Consider the following 21,670-nt stretch of genomic DNA (forward strand, 5'->3'; position numbering starts at 1 on the left):
ATTCCATGGAGTTAATACTGTGCGTAACTCAACAGCATCGCAGAAAAAGCAGAGCAAAGGAAGTTCAGGGAACTGGCATCGTGCCGATATTGTGGCGGCACTTCATAAGCGTGGCCTGACGCTGGCATCACTTTCACGGAGTCACGGTCTTGCACCACGCACATTAAATAATGCCTTAGAGCGTCATTATCCCAGAGCTGAACGTATTATTGCCGGGGCTCTGGATACCATACCGGAAACATTGTGGCCGGAAAGATATGAACTTAAAACCGGACAGAAAAGCAAGTAAAGGATACAGTTATGGTAACCACCATCACTGCAATAACGGAATGCCTTAAGTACTTTTTCAGTTCTCTTTATCGCCAAAAATTCGTTAAAACCTTGCGCCTGGACGCGTGCGGCGAGCGCAAACGTCAGCCGCTGGTGCGTTACGAGCAGCCTGTCCTGGCTGACTTCTCTAATCCCTCCCGGTCAGAAAACCAGACTGAATGCTTCCGTGCTGGCCCTCTCCAGCCCGGGGAAATCACCGTAAATCCGCTTTCAGGGTGGTCTGTTTCTTTGTGAAAAAGCGCAGGCCGCTGGTTCCGGGAAAAATCACTAAAACATCCGCATCATTTAACAGGGAATTAAGTAATGAACAGAAAATTGATCGCCTTATTAATGGTAGCCATAACCCTTCCAGCTGCGGCAACGCAGTACGTCAAATCCGGAGCAGTTCTTACCCTGAATCCGGCAGAGGATAATGCTGAATTCAGCGTCAATGCCTCAACAGAAGATGGTTCTGGCGTGTGCAATATGGATGGGACTGCAAAACCAATAGATGCAGGTGAAAATCAGAAACGTCGCTGGGTCTGGAATGACAACGCCAGCCCGTGTGTTGCAGTGTTCGGTGAAATGAATAATGGTAAGGCCAGCGTTATGACACGCGGCTGCGAAGGGTATTGCGGCGCCTCCGCAACAGGCACAATGGATGGACTGTTTAACCCGAAGTCATAAGCAGCCGGTAAACTACACATGAACAGAACAATGCTTCTGGTATGGATAGCCGCTAGTTTGCTGGCGGGTTGTGGTGAGAAAACGTCCGAACAATAAGTCATAAGTCAGGGCTGGATGTCTATCAGTGCGCGGCTGATTTGACGTTTACCAAACCAGACCTGAAAGATTCATTGCCAATAACTTATCAAATTCAAAAAATGGATGAGGATAATGGGCAGTTTTTTATAAATGTATCTGGTCTGTAGTCATCTCAGCCAGCCTCAGGGATCCTTTTGGGTGAAATAATTGATTTTTTATCCCAAAAGGATATCTCATCACAAAGATCATCCCGTTGCTCCCCGCCATGAACGGTCAGTTTTGTATAAATTTACTTCTATATCAATTTATTGTGATACAGCTACGTGTAGGATATACACAGAACAACATCATTCTGCGGGTTATATTGTTGAGTTGATTACGCCACAATTAAACCTGGTTGATAAACGAAGAGTCTGGCTATGTTATATACAAAGCGTCCCATTCCTAACCTTGAACTGGATTTATTACGCACTTTTGTTGCCGTTGCTAACGGCAACAGCTTTGCCGCTGCGGCAGAATCGGTACACCGTACTCAGTCTGCCGTCAGCCAGCAGATGCAACGCCTGGAGCAATTGATTGGTAAAGAATTATTCAGTCGAAACGGGCGCAATAAGGCGCTGACTGAACATGGTGTAAAAATGCTGGGATATGCGCGACGTATCTTGCGGCTGAATGATGAAGCCTGCCTTTCTCTGATGTATGAAGACGTGGACGGCGTGCTGCGGATCGGTTCACCTGATGATACCGCCAATACGATTCTTCCCGATTTACTATCCCGCTTTTCGAAATCCTATCCGAAACTGGCGATTGAAATTGTTGTCAAGCGTAGTCCGTTCCTGATGGACATGCTGAAAAATGATGATGTTGATATGGCTATTTCAACCGTTGATGGTGTTGATTTTCCAGGTTTTGTACTGAGAACATCGCCATCACTGTGGTTTTGCGGTCAGGGCTATAAATTTAACCCTGATGAGCCATTGCCACTGGTATCGCTGGATGAACCCAGCACCTACCGGAATATGGCGATCAATCAGCTTGATCAGGCTGGGATCCCCTGGCGAATAGCCTATGTGGCAACAACACTGTCCGGTGCAAGAGCTGCAGTCGCTGCCGGACTTGGGGTTATGGCGCGTTCAATTGAGCTTTTAGGGGATGACCTGCGTGTGTTGGGAGAAGCCGACGGTTTACCCAAGTTACCTGACATTAAATTTAATTTGTACATGCGTCGCAACAGTCCGCAGAAAGCAGCGAAAGTGCTGTTTGAATCGCTGCTGGGAGAGAACCATGAGGTCTGGCGACCGATGCAAACAGGCATCACTGCTGAATCCGTGAGCCTGCCATCAAGATGAATTGTTGCTGAGCGCTTCTATTTAAGGTCAACAGTTTTTGTCAGCCACTGCGTCAGCTCAGTTACCGGATGATTTTCGATATCCGCAACCAGCTGTATCACCTTTTCAGTTGCCAGAGGCGTCAGGATCCCCTTGACGTTGTTGCGGAACTTTTGTTCAACATCGCTCGTTGTCATGGGATTCTCCGGGTTGCCGTAATTCACATTCAGGCGTCTTGTCACTTCTCTTCCGTCCTTCAGGGTTACGGAAATCAGACCGGGGAAGTATGCAGGAAAAGGGATTTCTCCTTCTTCGCAATAGCGATAAGACACTTTCCGCGCCAGTTCCAGCACGTCGGTTCTGACCAGTTGTTCCACAGAGAATGATTCCAGGCTCAAACCGTCATCGATCATGCCTGACGCGACCAGATAAGGCAGGCTGAATTTAGCTGCATAGGGTGTCCGGGGGGCAAACTTGTCATCTGTTGGTTCACAAATCAGAGCTGAAGCAATCGGATCAACAACACAGAGAATGTGCTTAACCTCTTCGGGCCTGATGCCGTCCCTGAGTAACATACGGGCGCAGTCGACAGTGGCATGAGCAAAGTGACAGCATGGATAAGGTTTAACCGAGACGCGCATGATTTCCCAGCGCTCGCCCAGCTCCCGGCAGACATCTGCTGCATCTATCTCGCTTTGTATACCGTGTGTCGCGAATAAACCGAAACGGCCTTCAAAAACAGAGAGTGGCCCGGTCATCCCGGCGTCTGCCAGATAGGCTGACAAAATACCGGAATGCGCCGCCCAGCCTGCGTGAAAACATTTGGCTGAAGAGCTATTCGTCAAATATTCAGCAATCCCGGATGCCTGACTGCCCGCCAGACCCAGGGCATGGGCGCAGGCCACAGGCGACAAATTCAGTAGTGAAGCGGCCCCGCTGACTGCACCAAAGATGCCAGCAATGGCGGTTGAATGAAAACCGCGTTTGTGGAATGTCCCCCTGGCGGCAAGCCCCACGCGAGCAGCGATTTCCCAGCCAGTGACATATGCAGTAAGCATCTCCCGACTGCTCAGATTCAGGTCTTCTGAGAGCGCGATCGCCAACGGTACCAGAACCGCACTACCATGCGTAATGGAGTCTGTATGGGTATCATCAAAGTCCAGCACGTGCGCGGCTATGCCATTGGCCAGTGCGGCGTAAGCGGGCGACAGCGTACAGGCGCTTCCCCATACGCGACATTTACCTTGTGTATTGGGCATCTTATGCAGACCGTTCCGCCCATTGATAGCGTTGTTTTGTACTGTGCCAGCCAGTGCCACGCCGAGGCTATCCAACAGGTGAAGCTTTGCCCGAGAAATAACATGAGGCGGAATCGCATCAAAATGTTTAGAGGAAATAAACTGGCTCAGTTTTTCGCTATAGGTCATTGTATTAATTCCAGGATATGAAAAGCACGGGAGTGTCACCAGACAGGACGGCTGGCTTCAACCCAATGAGAATAAAATCATGCCATGCTGGAGTTTCGGTCTTTACGGGACCTTCAGATCCCGTAAAGAAAGAGGACTAGCTGAGCCAGCCGCAGGATTTGGCTTGAGCAATAATTTTGTCAACCTGTTCCGGGGCATTACCAACATAGGTGGTGGGATCGAGAACGGCTTCAAGTTCTTCTCTGGTCATCGCGGTGTTAATACGAGGATCTTCGGACAACGCCTGAGCAAAAGTACCGCCCTCTTCCAGACCCTGCATTGACGCTTCATACACCAGTTCATGAGCTGTTTGCTTCCCAACTTTCTCTGATAGTTCAAACATGACGCGCTCTGCCAGCATAAAACCACCGAGAATATCGAGATTTTTACGCATTTTGTCTTTTTTAACGTGTAAACCGGCCAGGGTGAACTTCATGTTATCCAGAATGACAGAAAGCATCAGACAGATTTCCGGTAAAACCTTCCACTCCATTTTCCAGATAGCGCCGTCACGTTCATGCTGGTGCTTCATCAAATCAAGTAAAATCGCGACATTACCTTTCAGAGTGTTACTGACGCAGGCTGCATTCTCCGTTATTGCTGGATTACGTTTATGCGGCATGGTGGAAGAGCCAACCTGACCTTTACCGAACGGCTCAGCCACTTCGTCAATTTCATTGTGAGCCAACAACAGGATTTCATTGGCGATCTTGCCCAACGTCGCCCCAACCATCCCCAGCACCATGCCGTATTCACAAAAGCGGTCACGGGCGGGTTGCCATGATATCTCTGGAACGCCCAGCTGAAGCCGCTTCAACACGCGCTCTTCAAGTTCATCAGCACGTTCACCGAAAGAGGCTTTAGTGCCGACGGCTCCCACAACGCTACCGACGAATAAACGTGGCTCCAGCTGTATCAGTCTCTCGTGGTGGCGCATTAGCTCAGCAAGCCAGATCGCTGTTTTATGTCCAAACGTGACGGGAATAGCCTGAAGTGCCAGAGTACGACCGGCCATAGGTGTATTACGGTGTTTTTCTGACAGTTCCAGTAAAGAACGACAAATCTCCTTTAGATCACGCAGGATAATTTTATGGGCCATTCTGAACTGCAGAACCATGCCTGTGTCCATGACATCCTGAGTGGTTGGCCCAAAGTGTACATACTCACCAAACCCACCTGAACAGGCATCTTCCAGAGCTCTGATCGTCGGTACCAGTGGATGTTTGGTCAGACGAACCTGTTCCAGAATAAGCCCCATATCCAGACGTTCAAGCCTGGCACAAGCAACAATTTCATCGGCCGCCGCTTGCGGAATAATCCCCATTTCAGCCTGCTCTACAGCCAGAGCGGCTTCATAGTCCAGCCACATTTGCATGCGAATATCATCGGAAAATATCTGACGCATTTCTTCAGTAGACCAAAGATTTTTTAGCAAAACGGAGTCAAAAACGCTGGTTGACATACATTTATCTCCAGATAATAAGTGTTCTTTAAAAAATATTTACTGACGTTTTCACATATTCAGGCACAACTGCACGTTTATATCCGCGCAATAAAAGTCGATATTTACATCAATAATCCGTAAGACCAGGACATTATCAAGGCTTTTAAATCGAAGATGCATTAATAATATTTAAGCGTTATTAAGCATTATTAATGTTAACTAAGAGCAACTCAAAAAAACGCCAAAAAATACCACACACCAAAATACTAATCATTTGTTTTTTAAGTAAAAAACTTGAAACTTTAATTATTCTTTAGTCTGGAAAAATAAAATTAATGTTTGAAAATAAGATCGCGATCAATTTTTGAATGCTTGTTGGTTTTTAATCTAATTTGTAGGTGGTAGCGTCAAAAAGAGTTCAAAGTCATAAATTAGTTAATGTTCCAAATATCCAGGCTTAACTTACTTCAGATGTTTAATGGTGGATCATTGGTCAACCCGTATCACATCGAATGCTTTGTATAAGGAAAAAAATAATGTCAAAAGAACGTAAAACTCGAATTATTCATGGTGGTAGAGGCGTCGCTCGAAATATTGGTCCGGTAAACCCGCCAGTGATGAGAGCCAGTACGATTATTTTCGACTCCATTGCAACATGGCGGGATGCCCGCACGCGCAGAGAAACAGAACGCCTTTTAAGCTATGGCGCTCGCGGCACAGAAACCGCATTTGCGCTGGAGGAACTTGTTACTGAGCTGGAAGGAGGCTATCGCGCTCAATTGTTCCCTACCGGGCTTGCGGCCATTGCAGTGACCACAATGAGTTACGCCCATGCGGGTGGTCACGTACTGTTTGCGGACTCAATCTATGAACCGGTACGCAAGATCGCCCGTAGTTTTTTGACGCCAAATAATATTAGTTATGATTTTTTTAAAACTGACGGGAGTGATTTCGAGGCCAAACTTCGCCCGGAAACGCAGCTGGTTTTTGCTGAATCACCGGGTTCTCTGCTCTATGAAATGCTGGATCTGCCGAAACTCTGCAGTATTGCCCATGCACACAATATTCCGGTCGCCGTTGACAATACCTGGGGTTCTGCCTGGTTATATAACCCGCTGGAGCTGGGGGCGGATATTTCTATTATCGCCGCAACCAAGTATCTGAGCGGTCACTCTGACGTCATGATGGGCATCATGGTGGCCAACGAAAGCGCATGGAAAAAGATTGGCGCTCTCCCGGAGGCAATGGGCCAGATTAGCAGTCCTGACGATGTGTCTCTGGTACTGCGTGGAATCAGAACACTGGGTACCCGACTCGCTGCTCATGGACAAAGTGCAATGACCGTAGCTCAGTGGCTACAGGAACGTCCGGAAGTGGAAAAAGTTTATTTCCCGGGACTCGAAGATCATCCCCGACATGATTTGTTTAAGCGTGACTGTAAAGGACTTAACGGTCTGCTGACCATTGAACTGAAATCACAGTATACCCAGAAAAATACGGAAGCTTTTATTGATGCGCTGGAGCTTTTTGGTATAGGGGCCTCCTGGGGCGGATTTGAAAGCCTTGTGTTACCCGCCAATGTGAAGGGCGCTCGCTCTGCAACTGACTGGAATCAACATGGTCAGTTTATTCGATTCCACATTGGCCTTGAAGATGTCAATGATCTGCTGGCCGATCTGAACCAGGGATTAAATAAACTGAATGCCTGACATTCGCTGGCGTGCAATCTATCTGCACGCCATCCCAAAATTGTAAAACGTCGTGGATATGGGGAAATATTATGCTTGGCGTTATTCTTGCAATCATTGTAACCGGATTGGTTATTTTTATGCTGGCGAAAGGATATAAACCTCAGCCCGTATTATTATTGGGTGGACTATTACTGATGGGGCTTACGGTGATGTTTAATCTGGGAACATTATTACCGGAGAAGACCACTACCCACTTTCAATTTTTTGATATATTCAAAGTCTTCAGTGATATTATGAGCACCCGGTTAGCCGGACTGGGTTTGACGCTAATGGCCATCGCGGGTTTTTCCCGTTATATGGATCATGTCGGAGCCAGCAAGGCGCTATTTGCTGTATTTGAAAAGCCGTTGAGATCGGTTCGGTCACCTTATATGCTGCTGATCGTTGCTTTTCTTGTGACCCAGGTATTGGTTATTTTCATTCCAAGCCATGCCGGTTTAGGTATGTTGTTGATGGTAACCATGTACCCTATTCTGATTCGCACAGGGGTAAGTCCATTATCCTCACTGGCCGTCATTGGAACCTGTCAATTTATCGATCATGGTCCCGGTTCAGGCAATGTCATCATGGCGGCTAAGACCGCAGGCATTGATCCTGCTACGTACTTTGTTTATCACCAGTTACCCGTCACTGTGCCTGTGATTATTGCAGTTGCTATCGCACACTTTATCGTTCAACGCTGGTGGGATAAACGCGAAGGCTTTGTATTCACGAAGGATACGCTGGATAAAATCGATGACAATGATCATGCCCGGCCCCCGCTGATTTATGCCTTATTGCCGGTGGTACCGCTCGTGCTTATCATCGGTTTTAGCCCAATATTCAAGTCATTCATCAAAATAGACGTTACCACCGCGATGATCATCAGTACTGTCGTCGCCCTTATATTTGAATATTTCCGCCTGAAAAGTGCAAAAGCCGTAATGGATAGTTTTATGTTGTTCTTTGAGGGAATGGGTAAACAATTTGTACTGGTGGTATCGCTGATTGTCTGTGGGGAAGTCTTTGCCAATGGTCTGCTCCATATCGGTGCCGTGGATACAATGATAACTGCGGCACAAAATGCAGGATTCGGTGTCGGATCTATGATCGTTGTGATGAGTTTCATCCTTGCACTTGCTGCTTTCCTGATGGGTTCCTGCAACGCTGCATTTTTCTCTTTCGCAGCTCTTACCCCTAAAATAGCCGCCTTTCTAAAAGTGGATGTAGTCACGCTCATTCTGCCCATGCAAATCATGACGAGTTTTGGCCGGACAGTTTCACCGATAACAGCCGCGATTGTCGCCATCGCGGGTATTGCTGGCGTCTCTCCTTTTCAGGTTGTTAAACGCACGGCAATACCTATGGGAGTCGCAGCCATTGTGAATCTGGTAATGACATTTATATATTTAGGATAGCGATGAAATTTACGTTTGATTGCGTGAAATCATCGTCACCTGTGGCAAGGAGTCAAAGAAGATTAAATTATAAAACATCAGCAAACGCGTTCCAAAACGCTATCGCCTTTGAAAGAGGATTTGTTGAAAATAAACGCTCAATATATATCTGTATGTTTTATTGAAAATAACGTTGCATCCCGCAGACGAGCGTGCAATATGAATGTGACTGAAAAAAGGCAATAATATAAAAATGGGTAGCCAGAATATTCGTTCAGATAACTGTTCGATTTTCTGGCATACCTGATTTCAATAAGGAGCAGGCAATAATAATAGACCGAAGTAAAAAGATTCGCAGACGCCCATATCTGTCCCGGAAAATAAGTTATGGGGAGCGCAAACTCAGCGATCGCTGGAACATTATCGTATTTCCACTGAGATAATGCCTGTCGCGCCCCCTGACGATAAATGCAGACCTGGGGACCACCAGCGCTCCCCTGCTCTTATACGCCAGATTGTTCAACTCGACAAACTGAACTGTTGAATAAACCGATCGATGGTCTTGTTATCTTCGTGAGTCAGCGTCCAGCCCGGTTTTCGGCAATAATCATCGGCAATAATCCCCCGACGGTGCAGGATGCTTTTCTCAACCTGAATAATATACTCACAATGCTGCATCCAGCGCTGAATATAGGGTAACAGCGCCGCAGAGACGCAGAAACCCGCGAGGAACATCTTTATGCATTTTCTGGCAACGCTGTTAACGCGCATTCAGTTCCGCACCGTCAACATTGAGTGTTAACGTCCGTGAGGAATATCAATGCTGATGGGATCCCCCGTCTCAACAAGTGCCAGAATGCCGCCATCGCTGACTTCCGCTGAAATGTACCCGACAAACAAACCACACAATGACCGTGCTTCTGCGTGCAGAATAAAGAAAACATTTATTCCCTTTATTTTCTGTTCGTCTTAAAGTGTTCTTAAAAATCAATGCCAATGTAATCTATAGCACATTAAAAAATAAGCGCATTCACTTTTCTTACTCACTGAAAATTGATGATTACCTGAGATAATTTATTCATACAGGATTTTTCAAAATAATGAAAATGTCATATCCACTGAAAACTATTCAACAAAGCAATTTTGCCTGCCCGCATTCCATAATAGAGAAAAGAAATGAGACAGGTACACCCCTGAAACGTTGTACATCTGTGCATAACTCCCAGGAAAATCTTTCACTGAGGAACAACACTGAGGTAAAAGCTGCTAATATCATTAAAAATTTCTTTAGAAAAACCATTGCTGCTCAGAGCTATAGTTATATGTTTTCCAACGGTGTTTACTTTAAAATAGCCGACATCGATCTTGAAGAACCTGTGGCAGATAAGGCCCCATTGAGTACACTTGAGCATCTTGATAAGATTTCCCGAAGTTATTTAACAAGCATAAAAGAAAAAACGCAGAACTTAACGCCGAATGAAAAAGAGTTGCTGAGCAAAGTGGTTGACGCCAAATGGCACTTCAGACACCAGAGTAGTTCAAATTTGTCTGACGGACACCTGAATATTTTATCATTGAAAAAAACACAATCTGACGGGATACTGACCGGGAAAAATACTTTTCCTCAGGATATGGAATATTTAGCCAACCATGATTTCGTATTCTTTGCCGTAGAGTTTTCTGATGATGAGGCGCAACTTCCACTGAACACCCGGTTTGGTGCTCTCGATTTTGGCGCGAATGCCTATATCCTTGATGAGCAGTTTCCTTATGGATATCTGACATTAACAGACCATTTCTACAACAGCATACCCTGTGTATCTCAGTATGAACATGCTGATTTTGCGTCCCGGTTCTCCGAAGTGAGAAATGAAGTTCAGCGTAAAATACATGGAGAAAAAGGGACATTTGATGTCCCTGTTTATAGCGCGAAGAATATGAAACTCGCCCTGGGATTGCATCTTATCGATTTTCTGAGACAGTGTAGCGATGTTGATTTTAAAAACTTTGCCCTGAACGAGAATCTGGATAGTAAGGGACTGGACAGAATTCTTAATTTTGTGTTCCAGCCTGAATTTCATGTTCCGAGAATGGTAAGCACAGCGCACTTCAAAGAAGTCGAACTGAGAGAAATGAGCATGAAAGATGCCATTAAGGCCGCTAACATTCAGGCGCTTTCTCGCCATATACATAAAAAAGATGATGCAAACAAAGCCATGCGTCTGGCAATTGAATGCGCCATGCCAGAGGTTACTGAATATCTTTTTTCAAAGTTTGAATTCAGCTGCGAAGATATGATAAAAATGACATCTGACGATAAAGCTTATGATATAGAGTGCAGACTGACCAATTACGCGGCAGATATTTCGATATTAAAAAATTTTCTGGAGCGCGGACTGGTCGATCCCAACAAGATATTCATAAAAGGCAGACGTGGGAACACAATGCTGGACAACGCGATGAAAATTGATAATCAGGAAATGATTGACGTATTGCTTAATTTTGGCGCAGTGAGTGGCAAAGATCTGATTACCAATATATTATAAATTTCTTGTTGGCCTGATATGCGCCAAACAATTCGAGTTGCGGGAATCCAACGCACCAGCAACCTGAAATATAACGAGTATAGGCGTAGCGCCATCGGACATATCAGGCTTTGTCAGCAGTCTGAAAAATCCACGCAACCGCGTGGATTTTATCGGGTTTGTCACAGATGCACAGCTGGCTCCTGGCCCGCAAACTGTCCTTTTTGCAGATCCTGCACAACCGTATTCATCCTCTCTTCATTCAACTGGTAGAATTTGATCGAAATCGCGGTCAGCAGATAGAACAACGCTGGCAACAAAGTAAAGAGCAGAACCACACCCTCAACTGAGTCCGCAGACTGAGTGGCGCTATTTGTCACATAGCCATAATACGCCAGTACCCAACCGATAATCGCCCCGCCAACGGCAACCCCCAGTTTGATAACAAAGATATTTGCGGCGACGTTCATCCCGGTAATGCGGCGTCGGGTTTTCCATTCCCCGTAGTTATTAGCGTCGGTAATCATTGACCATTGAATGGCGCCATTTCCACCCTGAATGATTTGGACCGCCAGATGAACCAGTAATGGAATAATCCAGTACTCGATCGGCAGAAAATAACAGAGCACACCCAGGCCAGCATTAATAATATTGATCCAAAATGAGAGTTTAATTTTGCAAAAGCGTGTTCCGAATGGTTTTACCAGAACCGAGCCCAACATGGAGGCAAACATCCCGCCCAGCATAAACCAGGTGATAATATCCGCCCCCTCGTTCAGTACGATATTGACGTAATAAACAACGGCACCGCCGCGAATAACGACCGCCACCAGCATCATAAAATTATATACGGATAAAATGCGCCATTGCTCATTCTTAAAGAGGATTTTCACATCGCGGGCAATATTGAGATTTTCCTCTTTGATTGGCTGTACGCGCTCTTTGGTGGTCAAAAAGCAGACCAGGAACATGATGCACCCTATCACGCCGAACAGCGCCATTGCCACCTGAATCCCCGTCGCACGGTCTCCCGGGAAGAGGTAGTCGGCAACCGGCAGAATAAACGCCGTTCCCAATGCCCCGCCAACAGGGGTAATCGCAAAGCGCCAGGATTGCAGCGACAGGTTCTCATGCGGATCAGAAGTGAGCGCCGCGCCCAGCGAGCAGTAAGGAATATTAATCGCGGTATACATTAAGGTCATAAATATATAAGCCGCAACGGCGTAAACAATCTTGCCGTTATCTGAGAAATCTGGCGTGGAATAAACCAGTACGCAGCTGACCGCAAATGGCACACAGATTGCCAGCAGCCATGGGCGAAAACGTCCCCAGCGGGTGGAAGTGGCATCGGCAATTGCCCCCATGACAGGATCGGTTATTGCATCCAGCAGACGCACCAGCAGAAACATGGTTCCCATTACTGCGGGCGGTAAGCCATAAATATCGGTATAGAAATAAGCGAGGATAGCAACAGAAGAGTCGAAAACAATATGGCTTGCTGCGTCACCAAGGCTGTAACCTATTTTTTCTTTTATGGGTAATCGTTCCACTTCAGACATAATTCATCCTTATTAAAAATGACCTTTCACAAAATGTTTGTGATTCGTGCATTTCTTCACAGATGTATTTAACGGTCTATTATGATTTTTCATTCAATTCTTATGTTTTTTATCTTTTGTGATCGCGCTTACCTGGTAAACAAAGAATTCCATGCTGGTATAATTTTGATGAATATTTATTTGCCATTCCCCGGCATTTATTGCGTAACAGAAAACACGGTTGGTGCAAAAAATGACGGTCAGAAAGCGCACGTCACCCGATCCTGGTCTAAGGTTTTGTCATGGTTGAATACCGTTTACTTCGGTACGCCGCAAAGGAGAATGATCGATGATAAAACCTGCTTTTCGCCACAAGGACGCATTGTCTCTGGCGATAAAACTGGCTGTAACCTGCGCCTTTCTGAGCGTTGCCTCACTTTCCGCCAATGCACAAGACCAGCCGATCGCACTGCCGCAACCCCCGGATATTCTGCTCGGTCCCCTGTTTAATGATGTACAAAACGCCAAACTGTTCCCGGATCAGAAGACCTTTGCCGATGCGGTACCCAATAGCGATCCGTTAACGATCCTCGCGGATTACCGGATGCAAAAAAATCAGACCAGCTTTGATTTACGCCACTTCGTTAGCGTCAATTTCACGCTGCCTGAAGAGAGGGAAAAATATGTGCCTCCCGAAGGCCAGTCTCTGCGCGAACACATTGACGGTTTATGGCCGGTTTTAACCCGCTCAACACAAAGCGCCGAAAAATGGGATTCGTTATTACCGCTGCCGGAATCGTATGTCGTGCCAGGCGGACGCTTCCGGGAGGTCTATTACTGGGACAGCTACTTCACCATGCTGGGCCTTGCCGAAAGCGATCATTGGGATAACGTCGCCGATATGGTGGCTAACTTCGCTTACGAAATTGACACCTTCGGTCATATTCCGAATGGCAACCGCAGCTACTACCTGAGCCGCTCTCAACCTCCGTTTTTTGCCCTGATGGTGGAGTTACTGGCCCGGCATGATGGCGATGATGCGTTGAAGAAATATCTCCCACAGTTGCAAAAAGAGTATACGTACTGGATGGAAGGCGTTGAGACCCTCGCTCCTGGCGCGCAGAACAAGCGCGTGGTTAAATTTGCCGATGGCACCATTCTGAACCGCTACTGGGACGATCGCGACACCCCACGTCCGGAATCGTGGGTTGAAGATATCGCCACTGCCAAAAGTAACCCGAACCGCCCGGCTACGGAAATCTACCGCGATTTGCGCTCTGCCGCGGCCTCTGGATGGGACTTCAGCTCGCGCTGGATGGACAATCCCGAACAGCTCAGCACCATTCACACCACCCGCATTGTGCCGGTCGATCTTAACGCTCTGTTATTCAAAATGGAGAAAATTCTCGCCCGCGCCAGTAAAGCTTCAGGTGATGAAGCGTTAGCCCAGCAGTATGGCACCCTGGCCGATGCCCGGCAGAAGGCGATTGAAAAATATCTGTGGAATGATAAAGAAGGCTGGTACGCCGATTACGATTTGAAAAGCCACAAAGTCCGCAATCAGTTAACGGCGGCGGCGCTGTTCCCGTTGTATGTCAATGCGGCCTCGAAAGATCGGGCTGCGAAAGTGGCGGCCGCCACCAAAACACACTTGCTCCAGCCCGGCGGCTTGTCTACCACCTCGGTGAAAAGTGGGCAGCAGTGGGATGCGCCTAACGGCTGGGCACCGTTACAGTGGGTCGCAACCGAAGGACTACAAAATTACGGGCAGACCGATGTTGCAATGGACATCAGTTGGCGATTCCTGACCAATGTGCAACACACATACGATCGCGAGAAGAAACTGGTGGAAAAATATGATGTCAGTTCCACCGGAACCGGCGGTGGCGGCGGTGAATATCCGTTGCAGGACGGCTTTGGCTGGACCAACGGCGTAACGCTGAAAATGCTCGACTTAATCTGTCCAAAAGAGAAACCTTGCGACAATGTCCCTGCGCAAAGAACAGCCGCTGCGCAAGCAGAACCGACAGCGCCACAGAAACAGACGGCTCCCACGCAATAACGCCTTCTGCCTCCTTCCTCTGAAATCCGCGCCCCGGCGCGGATTTTTTTGCGCAGCAGCCCCGTCTCCCGCATGGTTATCCATCATAATTCAATAAGTTAAATTATTTCTCATCAGACATTTGATGCTGAACCTGTTTTTAATCGTTACGCATATCAACATAAGGATACGCTGGCGTTCTCTTATTCAGACAGAACGCGTTTCCCGGCACGATTGGCCTGGCTGATTTATTTATCGTTGAGAAAAAAACACGCATTTGTATTAAGTTCTGTCACGAAATGCCGATATACAACTGAGAGTCTGTCTGGCATCCTGGAGTGAGTGTGAGCCATTACAATGAGCAGTTCCTGAAGCAAAATCCATTGGCGATATTAGGTGTTCTTCGCGATTTAAGCAGAGGGCAGGTTCCTCTGCGTGTCTCCTGGTCCGGTGGACAATTCATCAGCAAGATCCTTGAGATCACGCAGGACAGGCTGGTAATGGATTTTGGCAGTCAGGATAATGCAAACCTCGCCGCGCAACATGCCACTGAGATAACGATCACCGCCGAAACGCAGGGCGCGAAGGTTGAATTCACCCTTGAACAGCTACAACGCTGCGAATTCCTACAGCTTCCGGCCTTTACTACCCCGCTTCCCCAGTCGCTGTGGTTTATTCAGCGGCGAGAATACTTCCGTATTTGCGCCCCTTTACAACCTGATTACTACTGTTCAGCCAAACTTCCCGACAACAGTACGCTGCGTTTTCGCCTGGTCGATTTATCGCTGGGCGGCATGGGGGCGCTGATGGAAGAAGCCAAACCCGGCGAACTGGAGGAAGGGATGGACTTTTCGCAGGTCGAGCTGAATATGGGGCAATGGGGCATATTTCATGTCGATGCCCAGCTTATCTCGATTAGCGAACGTAAGGCGATTGACGGAAAAAACGAGACGATTACCACTCCCCGCCTGAGCTTTCGTTTTCTCAACGTCGGCCCGGCGGTGGAGCGGGAATTACAGCGGATCATCTTTTCGCTGGAGCGCGAAGCGCGGGAAAAAGCGAATAAGGTGCGCCACTAGTTACATCACATCCAGCGCCCGCTGTAGTTTCCAGATGTAGCGAGGCGCCTGCGGGGCTGGGTGATTATCAACAACGTGTTCAAAAAACTCATCGGCACTCAACTTGTTAATCTTATCGATCGCCTTTTTGCGATCGGAAGAGAAGGTCCGCAATAGCGCGCCTGCGCCATTGGCATACGACACCACCAGAGCATACTGCATCACCTGTTGATCTTTTATTCCGGCCAACGAACCGTTTTCCAGAATGCTCAGATACGCAGCTCCCATCGAAATATTACGTTCGGGATTTTTCAGTTCGCTGGTGGTCGGTTCGCCGCTCCAGCCCATCCGCCGATAAACATCGCGCCCGGAGGTCGAGGCTTTGAGCTGCATCAGCCCCACCGCGTTTGATTTACTGACAACGTTCGGATTCCCCCCGGATTCGATGGCGATTATGGCAGTGATTAGCTGCGGACTCACACCCCAGGCGGCTCCAGCCTTTTCACTGATCGGCATCCATTGCATCGCACGTTTTACCGGAACTTCAGGGTTCCACGGGGGATTTTTATAATCCTGCTTAGCGCTACAGCCAGCCAGTAACACAATCAAAAAAGCAAACCATCTCAATTTCACGTCATCTATCCTTATAGCCGGAACTTGTCGCTGCGGTGACAACGACGTACTCATACCCTGAATAATTCGAGTTGCAGGAAGGCCGTCAGTGAGTCAATACAGCCAACGCACCGGCAACTTGAAGTATGACGGGCATAAGCGGCATGATATACATTTGCATTCTATTGTCAGCAAGGAATTGCCATGTCTGTGTTTCATCTCATCGCGCCATCAGGTTACTGTATTAATCAGCAGGCGGCGCAGCGAGGGGTTCAGCGTCTTACCGAAGCGGGCCATACGGTCAATAATTCAGCGGTCATTCAGCGCCGGAATCAGCGGTTCGCCGGGACAGAGGCGGAGCGTCTGGGCGATGTGAACGATCTCATTAATCTTACCGCCCCTGACACGATCGTGATGGCGGTACGCGGTGGCTACGGTGCCAGTCGCTTACTGGAGAAGATTGACTGGCAGGCGCTGAGCGCACGCCAGCAAAAGGATCCGCTGCTGATTTGCGGGCACAGCGATTTCACGGCTATTCAGTGTGGACTGCTGGCACAAGGCAACGTCATCAGCTTCAGCGGCCCGATGCTGGCGGCAAACTTTGGCGCTGAAGAGATGAATGCTTTCACTGAGCACCATTTCTGGCTGGCGCTGCGCCATGAGCAGTTCACGGTCGAGTGGCCTGGATCGGGTCCGGACTGCGATGCGGAAGGAACGCTGTGGGGCGGCAACCTGGCAATGCTGATCTCACTGATCGGCACACCGTGGATGCCGAAAATTAAAAACGGCATTCTGGTGCTGGAAGATATCAATGAACATCCTTTCCGTATTGAGCGTATGCTTTTGCAGCTTTACGATGCGGGTATTCTCAACCGCCAGAGCGCCATTGTGCTCGGCAGTTTTAGCGGCAGCGCGCCCAATGATTATGATGCCGGTTACAATCTCAATGCGGTCTGTGCCTTCCTGCGTTCCCGTCTCTCTGTTCCACTGATAACCGGGCTTGATTTTGGTCATGAGCAACGTACCGTAACGCTGCCGATTGGCGCCCACGCGGTGCTGAAAAACGGTGGAAATTGCACCCGGCTCACCCTGACGGGTCATCCGATACTCAGAAAGTAAAAAAAGCGGCGTCACAGGCTAAGTAAAACACTGTTCCTGTTGATATTATGTTAGGGTTAATTAATAAGAAACAGCATAATTAAGGAGTAACCGACCGTTGGATGCCGCAACTATCATCAGCCTTTTCATTTTGGGGTCCGTCCTCGTTACCAGCAGCATTTTACTCAGTTCATTTTCGTCACGGCTTGGCATCCCTATTCTGGTCATTTTTCTGGCGATTGGTATGCTCGCCGGCGTTGATGGTATCGGCGGTATCCCTTTCGACAACTACCCGTTCGCGTATATGGTCAGTAACCTTGCGCTGGCGATTATTTTGCTTGATGGCGGGATGCGCACCCAGGCCAGCTCTTTTCGCGTTGCATTGGGTCCGGCGCTGTCGCTGGCGACAATTGGCGTTCTGATCACCTCCGGGCTCACCGGTATGATGGCGGCCTGGCTGTTCCATCTGGATTTAATCGAGGGTTTGCTGATTGGCGCGATTGTTGGCTCTACCGACGCGGCGGCGGTGTTCTCGCTGCTCGGCGGCAAAGGACTCAACGAACGTGTCGGCTCAACGCTGGAAATCGAATCCGGTAGTAACGATCCGATGGCGGTATTCCTGACCATTACGCTGATAGAGATGATTCAGCAGCACGAAGCCGGTTTAAGCTGGATGTTTGCGGTACACATCATCCAGCAGTTCGGTCTGGGCATTGTGCTGGGATTAGGCGGCGGCTACCTGCTCCAGCAGACAATTAACCGCATCGCCCTGCCGCCGGGACTCTATCCGCTGCTGGCGCTGAGTGGTGGGATCCTCATCTTTGCCCTGACCACCGCGCTCGAAGGCAGCGGTATTCTGGCGGTCTACCTGTGCGGCTTCCTGCTCGGGAACCGTCCGATCCGTAACCGTTATGGCATTCTGCAAAACTTCGATGGCCTTGCCTGGCTTGCGCAAATTGGTATGTTCCTGGTGCTGGGGCTGCTGGTTACGCCATCAGACCTGCTGCCGATCGTGATTCCGGCGCTGCTCCTCTCGGCATGGATGATCTTCTTTGCCCGCCCGCTGTCGGTGTTTGTCGGGCTGTTGCCCTTCCGTGGGTTTAATCTGCGCGAACGTATTTTTATCAGTTGGGTCGGGCTGCGCGGCGCGGTGCCCATCATTCTCGCCGTCTTCCCGATGATGGCAGGTCTGGAACATGCCCGTCTGTTTTTTAACGTTGCATTTTTCGTGGTACTGATTTCACTGCTCTTCCAGGGAACATCGCTCTCCTGGGCAGCCAAAAAAGCCAAAGTGGTGGTGCCGCCCGTTGGCTGGCCCGTTTCCCGCGTAGGGCTGGATATTCATCCGGATAACCCCTGGGAGCAGTTTGTCTACCAGCTCAGCGCCGACAAATGGTGCGTTGGTGCGGCGCTGCGTGACCTGCATATGCCACGGGAGACGCGTATTGCCGCGCTGTTTCGCGACAACGTACTGTTTCACCCCACGGGCAGTACCCGGCTGCGCGAAGGTGACGTGTTGTGCGTCATTGGCCGTGAGCGCGATCTCCCGGCGCTTGGCAAACTGTTCAGCCAGTCGCCGCCTGTGGCGCTGGACCAGCGTTTCTTTGGTGATTTTATTCTTGAAGCCAGCGCAAAATATGCTGACGTGGCGCTTATCTATGGCCTTGAAGACGGGACGGAATACCGCGATCAGCAGCAAACGCTGGGGGAAATCGTTGAGCAACTGCTGGGAGCCGCGCCGGTGGTGGGCGACCAGGTTGAGTTTGCCGGGATGATATGGACCGTCGCAGAGAAAGAGGACAGCTCGGTACTTAAAGTCGGGGTGCGCGTGGCGGAAGATGAGGCGGAATAGCCGCCTCAGAAAAAGTTACACTGTCACTACCGGGACGCGTTGCGCCAGCGAGCACATCAATTCATAGCCAACCGTCCCTGCCGCGGCGGCGACATCGTCAATCTTAATCTCCTTGCCCCAGAGTTCCACCGGTGTTCCTATTCCGGCCTGCGGGCAAGGCGTTAAATCCACCGCCAGCATGTCCATTGACACCGTCCCAACCGTGGTCGTTCTGACGCCGTCCACCAGCACCGGCGTGCCGGTTTGCGCATGTCGCGGATAACCGTCAGCGTAACCTGCCGCCACTATGCCGATCCGCTGCTCGCCGCTGGCGGTATAACGCCCGCCATAGCCAACGCGATCGCCCGCTTTAAGCGTCTGTACGCCGATTATCTCGCTGCTCAGCGTCATCACCGGCTTCAGCCCGGTATTGGCGATATCGCGCCATTGTCCGGAAGGCGACGCGCCATACAAAATGATACCGGGACGCACCCAGTCGAAGTGAGATTCAGAATGCCAGAGCGTGGCCGCCGAATTCGCCAGCGAACGACGGCACTCAAGCCCTTCCGCCGCCTGTGAAATACGCACCATCGCCTCCTGAATGCCATCCGGGTGCTCCGCATCCGCGAAGTGGGACATCAGCGTCATCTCCCCAACGTTTGACATCGCCCGCAGCTGTTGCCAGACGGTCTGAACGCGTTCGGGCAGAAAACCTAATCGGTTCATGCCGCTGTTCACCTTCAGATAGACATCCAGCGGCGCTTTGAGACGCGCATTCTGGAGTGCTTTGAGCTGCCAGTTACTGTGTACGCAGGTGGTCAGTCGCAGCGTGTCATAGACCGCCAAATCTTCGGCATGGAAGAAACCTTCCAGCATCAAAATCGGCCCTTTCCATCCACGTTCGCGAAGGTTTATCGCTTCTTCAAGATTGAGCATGGCAAAACCATCGGTAGCACCAAGGGCATTCCAGACACGCTCAATGCCGTGTCCATAGGCATTGGCTTTTACCACCGACCAAACGCGGGCGTCCGGGGCGGCCTGGCGTACAATGGCCAGGTTTTGTTTCAGCGCCTGCAGGTCAATGCTGGCCAGTGTCGGGCGGGTCATCTTGTGTCCTTATTTAGTTATGAGCGCCATGCAAATATTGTGCGCGTGATGGCGTAAATCCACGGCTGTAACGTGCCACACTGAGATCATCGTAAGGGATAGCCGGTGTGCGACCAGAGAGAAGATCGCTCAGCAGTTGCCCTGAGCCGCAGGCCATCGTCCATCCCAGCGTACCGTGACCGGTATTAAGCCACAGGTTTTTGAAACTCGTACGCCCCACTACCGGCGTACCGTCTGGCGTCATTGGGCGTAATCCGGTCCAGAATGTCGCCTGCTCAACGTGCCCACCACGCGGATAGAGGGAGCGCACCACCATTTCCAGCGTTTCACGACGCGGCTGAAGCAATTCGGTATTGAAACCGACAATTTCCGCCATTCCTCCCACGCGAATACGCTGGTCAAAACGGGTAATCGCAACTTTGTAGGTTTCATCAAGGATAGTTGAAACCGGTGCGCCATCCTCTTCAGCCACCGGAATCGTTAACGAATAACCCTTCAGCGGATAAACCGGAATATCAACGATCCCTTTGAGCATTGATGTTGAGTAAGAGCCAAACGCCATCACGTAAGCATCGGCTTTGATAATCTCGTCACCACACTTAACGCCGTAGATCTGTCCCCCTTCACAGAGCAGTTTTTCCACCGGGGTGTTGAAGCGAAACGTCACGCCGGTCTGTTCGGCCATCTGCGCCAGACGTTGGGTGAAAAGCTGACAGTCTCCGGTTTCATCATTGGGCAGACGCAGCCCCCCGGTCAGCGTATGCGCCACCTCTGCCAGAGCAGGCTCCACCTCAGCAAGGCGGTTTGCCTCCAGCAACTGATACGGCACGCCCGCATCTTCGAGCACGGCAATGTCACGGGTTGCGTTCTCATACTGTTGCGCCGTGCGGAAGAGCTGTAAGGTTCCCCCCTGGCGCCCTTCATACTGAATATCGGTTGAAGCCCGCAGCGCCTTCAGGCAGTCACGGCTGTATTCCGCCAGACGTACCATCCGTCCTTTGTTTTCCATGTAATGGCTGGTGTCGCAGTTGCGTAACATCTGCCACATCCATTTCAGCTGAAACGGGGTCCCGTCCAGTCGTACCGCCAGCGGCGCATGGCGCTGAAACATCCATTTAATCGCCTTGAGCGGAACGCCCGGCGCCGCCCACGGCGCGGCATAGCCCGGAGAGATCTGTCCGGCATTCGCCGCACTGGTTTCCAGCGCCGGGCCGGATTCACGGTCAATGACGGTGACGTCATGTCCCGCCTGACTCAGATACCAGGCGCTGGTTACGCCAACCACCCCACTTCCCAGTATGACAACTCGCATAGCCACTCCGTTAACAGTAAAAGAATAATCATCTGATTACATCTTGATAACTCAGATGAAAATATTATTCAACATATGGCTTTTTTATGGTGACACATCTCACACATAC

At 49.6% G+C, this 21,670-nt stretch carries 18 protein-coding genes; 11 read left to right on the plus strand and 7 right to left on the minus strand.

All coding sequences use genetic code 11. The features are described 5' to 3' along the window. Positions 1-19 precede the first annotated feature (19 nt). From C3432_RS00525 to C3432_RS00545, 4 genes are all read left to right on the plus strand, one after another. On the plus strand, positions 20-289 hold the full coding sequence (locus tag C3432_RS00525) for a helix-turn-helix domain-containing protein (protein ID WP_103774764.1): 270 nt from the start codon (positions 20-22) through the stop codon (positions 287-289). Between the two features lie 11 nt (positions 290-300). Further along, complete coding sequence (locus C3432_RS00530) at positions 301-564, plus strand: hypothetical protein (RefSeq protein ID WP_258041577.1); 264 nt, start codon at positions 301-303, stop codon at positions 562-564. Between the two features lie 69 nt (positions 565-633). Further along, on the plus strand, positions 634-996 hold the full coding sequence (locus C3432_RS00535) for an acyl-CoA dehydrogenase (protein WP_103774765.1): 363 nt from the start codon (positions 634-636) through the stop codon (positions 994-996). A 497-nt stretch (positions 997-1,493) separates the two neighbouring features. Next, entirely contained in the window at positions 1,494-2,423 is a 930-nt protein-coding gene (locus C3432_RS00545) for a LysR family transcriptional regulator (RefSeq protein ID WP_103774766.1), read from the plus strand. A 17-nt stretch (positions 2,424-2,440) separates the two neighbouring features. Here the strand turns inward: C3432_RS00545 and C3432_RS00550 are convergent, their stop codons facing one another. Both C3432_RS00550 and purB read right to left on the minus strand, forming a co-directional pair. Then, positions 2,441-3,829, minus strand: coding sequence for an MmgE/PrpD family protein (locus tag C3432_RS00550; protein WP_103774767.1), 1,389 nt, complete (start codon positions 3,827-3,829; stop codon positions 2,441-2,443). A 136-nt stretch (positions 3,830-3,965) separates the two neighbouring features. After that, entirely contained in the window at positions 3,966-5,330 is a 1,365-nt protein-coding gene (purB, locus tag C3432_RS00555; RefSeq protein WP_103774768.1) for an adenylosuccinate lyase, read from the minus strand. 518 nt (positions 5,331-5,848) lie between these two features. On the opposite strand from purB, the gene metC reads away from it, so the two are divergent. Together metC and dcuC are read left to right on the plus strand one after the other, a co-directional pair. Next, positions 5,849-7,021: a cystathionine beta-lyase gene (gene metC / locus C3432_RS00560; RefSeq protein ID WP_103774769.1), complete on the plus strand. Its 1,173-nt coding sequence runs from the start codon at positions 5,849-5,851 to the stop codon at positions 7,019-7,021. 71 nt (positions 7,022-7,092) lie between these two features. Next, positions 7,093-8,460 (plus strand): C4-dicarboxylate transporter DcuC, encoded by a 1,368-nt coding sequence (gene dcuC, locus C3432_RS00565; RefSeq protein WP_103774770.1) that lies wholly within the window; start codon positions 7,093-7,095, stop codon positions 8,458-8,460. Between the two features lie 498 nt (positions 8,461-8,958). Here the strand turns inward: dcuC and C3432_RS00575 are convergent, their stop codons facing one another. After that, entirely contained in the window at positions 8,959-9,210 is a 252-nt protein-coding gene (locus C3432_RS00575) for a hypothetical protein (RefSeq protein ID WP_258041578.1), read from the minus strand. Between the two features lie 329 nt (positions 9,211-9,539). On the opposite strand from C3432_RS00575, the gene C3432_RS00580 reads away from it, so the two are divergent. Then, a complete protein-coding gene (locus C3432_RS00580; protein WP_103774771.1) occupies positions 9,540-10,985 on the plus strand; it encodes a T3SS effector OspC family protein in 1,446 nt (481 codons plus the stop codon). A gap of 161 nt (positions 10,986-11,146) precedes the next feature. Here the strand turns inward: C3432_RS00580 and C3432_RS00585 are convergent, their stop codons facing one another. Further along, positions 11,147-12,523 (minus strand): glycoside-pentoside-hexuronide (GPH):cation symporter, encoded by a 1,377-nt coding sequence (locus C3432_RS00585; RefSeq protein WP_103774772.1) that lies wholly within the window; start codon positions 12,521-12,523, stop codon positions 11,147-11,149. Between the two features lie 328 nt (positions 12,524-12,851). Here C3432_RS00585 and C3432_RS00590 point away from each other — a divergent pair, with 328 nt between their 5' ends. Beyond that, positions 12,852-14,564 carry an alpha,alpha-trehalase gene (locus tag C3432_RS00590; protein WP_103774773.1) on the plus strand — a complete coding sequence of 571 codons (1,713 nt, stop codon included), beginning with the start codon at positions 12,852-12,854 and terminating at the stop codon, positions 14,562-14,564. A gap of 323 nt (positions 14,565-14,887) precedes the next feature. Next, on the plus strand, positions 14,888-15,622 hold the full coding sequence (gene ycgR / locus C3432_RS00595; protein WP_103774774.1) for a flagellar brake protein YcgR: 735 nt from the start codon (positions 14,888-14,890) through the stop codon (positions 15,620-15,622). Here ycgR and emtA read toward each other — a convergent pair whose 3' ends face one another. Continuing rightward, complete coding sequence (emtA, locus tag C3432_RS00600; protein ID WP_103774775.1) at positions 15,623-16,234, minus strand: membrane-bound lytic murein transglycosylase EmtA; 612 nt, start codon at positions 16,232-16,234, stop codon at positions 15,623-15,625. 183 nt (positions 16,235-16,417) lie between these two features. On the opposite strand from emtA, the gene ldcA reads away from it, so the two are divergent. Next, complete coding sequence (gene ldcA / locus C3432_RS00605; protein ID WP_103774776.1) at positions 16,418-17,332, plus strand: muramoyltetrapeptide carboxypeptidase; 915 nt, start codon at positions 16,418-16,420, stop codon at positions 17,330-17,332. A 97-nt stretch (positions 17,333-17,429) separates the two neighbouring features. Continuing rightward, positions 17,430-19,163 (plus strand): potassium/proton antiporter, encoded by a 1,734-nt coding sequence (locus tag C3432_RS00610; RefSeq protein WP_103774777.1) that lies wholly within the window; start codon positions 17,430-17,432, stop codon positions 19,161-19,163. Between the two features lie 15 nt (positions 19,164-19,178). On the opposite strand, the gene dadX is transcribed toward C3432_RS00610, so the two are convergent. Then, positions 19,179-20,249: a catabolic alanine racemase DadX gene (gene dadX / locus C3432_RS00615; protein ID WP_103774778.1), complete on the minus strand. Its 1,071-nt coding sequence runs from the start codon at positions 20,247-20,249 to the stop codon at positions 19,179-19,181. 13 nt (positions 20,250-20,262) lie between these two features. Further along, positions 20,263-21,561 (minus strand): D-amino acid dehydrogenase, encoded by a 1,299-nt coding sequence (locus C3432_RS00620; protein WP_103774779.1) that lies wholly within the window; start codon positions 21,559-21,561, stop codon positions 20,263-20,265. Positions 21,562-21,670 lie beyond the last annotated feature (109 nt).

It is taken from the genome of Citrobacter amalonaticus, assembly GCF_002918555.1.
GTDB classification, from domain to species: domain Bacteria; phylum Pseudomonadota; class Gammaproteobacteria; order Enterobacterales; family Enterobacteriaceae; genus Citrobacter_C; species Citrobacter_C amalonaticus_A.

Bases quoted from the DNA above. Each gene is read 5' to 3' on its own strand.
- C3432_RS00530 (WP_258041577.1), top strand. From the start codon at position 301: ATGGTAACCACCATCACTGCAATAACGGAATGCCTTAAGTACTTTTTC.
- C3432_RS00535 (WP_103774765.1), top strand. From the start codon at position 634: ATGAACAGAAAATTGATCGCCTTATTAATGGTAGCCATAACCCTTCCA.
- C3432_RS00545 (WP_103774766.1), top strand. From the start codon at position 1,494: ATGTTATATACAAAGCGTCCCATTCCTAACCTTGAACTGGATTTATTA.
- C3432_RS00550 (WP_103774767.1), bottom strand. From the start codon at position 3,829: ATGACCTATAGCGAAAAACTGAGCCAGTTTATTTCCTCTAAACATTTT.
- purB (WP_103774768.1), bottom strand. From the start codon at position 5,330: ATGTCAACCAGCGTTTTTGACTCCGTTTTGCTAAAAAATCTTTGGTCT.
- metC (WP_103774769.1), top strand. From the start codon at position 5,849: ATGTCAAAAGAACGTAAAACTCGAATTATTCATGGTGGTAGAGGCGTC.
- dcuC (WP_103774770.1), top strand. From the start codon at position 7,093: ATGCTTGGCGTTATTCTTGCAATCATTGTAACCGGATTGGTTATTTTT.
- C3432_RS00575 (WP_258041578.1), bottom strand. From the start codon at position 9,210: ATGCGCGTTAACAGCGTTGCCAGAAAATGCATAAAGATGTTCCTCGCG.
- C3432_RS00580 (WP_103774771.1), top strand. From the start codon at position 9,540: ATGAAAATGTCATATCCACTGAAAACTATTCAACAAAGCAATTTTGCC.
- C3432_RS00585 (WP_103774772.1), bottom strand. From the start codon at position 12,523: ATGTCTGAAGTGGAACGATTACCCATAAAAGAAAAAATAGGTTACAGC.
- C3432_RS00590 (WP_103774773.1), top strand. From the start codon at position 12,852: ATGATAAAACCTGCTTTTCGCCACAAGGACGCATTGTCTCTGGCGATA.
- ldcA (WP_103774776.1), top strand. From the start codon at position 16,418: ATGTCTGTGTTTCATCTCATCGCGCCATCAGGTTACTGTATTAATCAG.
- dadX (WP_103774778.1), bottom strand. From the start codon at position 20,249: ATGACCCGCCCGACACTGGCCAGCATTGACCTGCAGGCGCTGAAACAA.
- C3432_RS00620 (WP_103774779.1), bottom strand. From the start codon at position 21,561: ATGCGAGTTGTCATACTGGGAAGTGGGGTGGTTGGCGTAACCAGCGCC.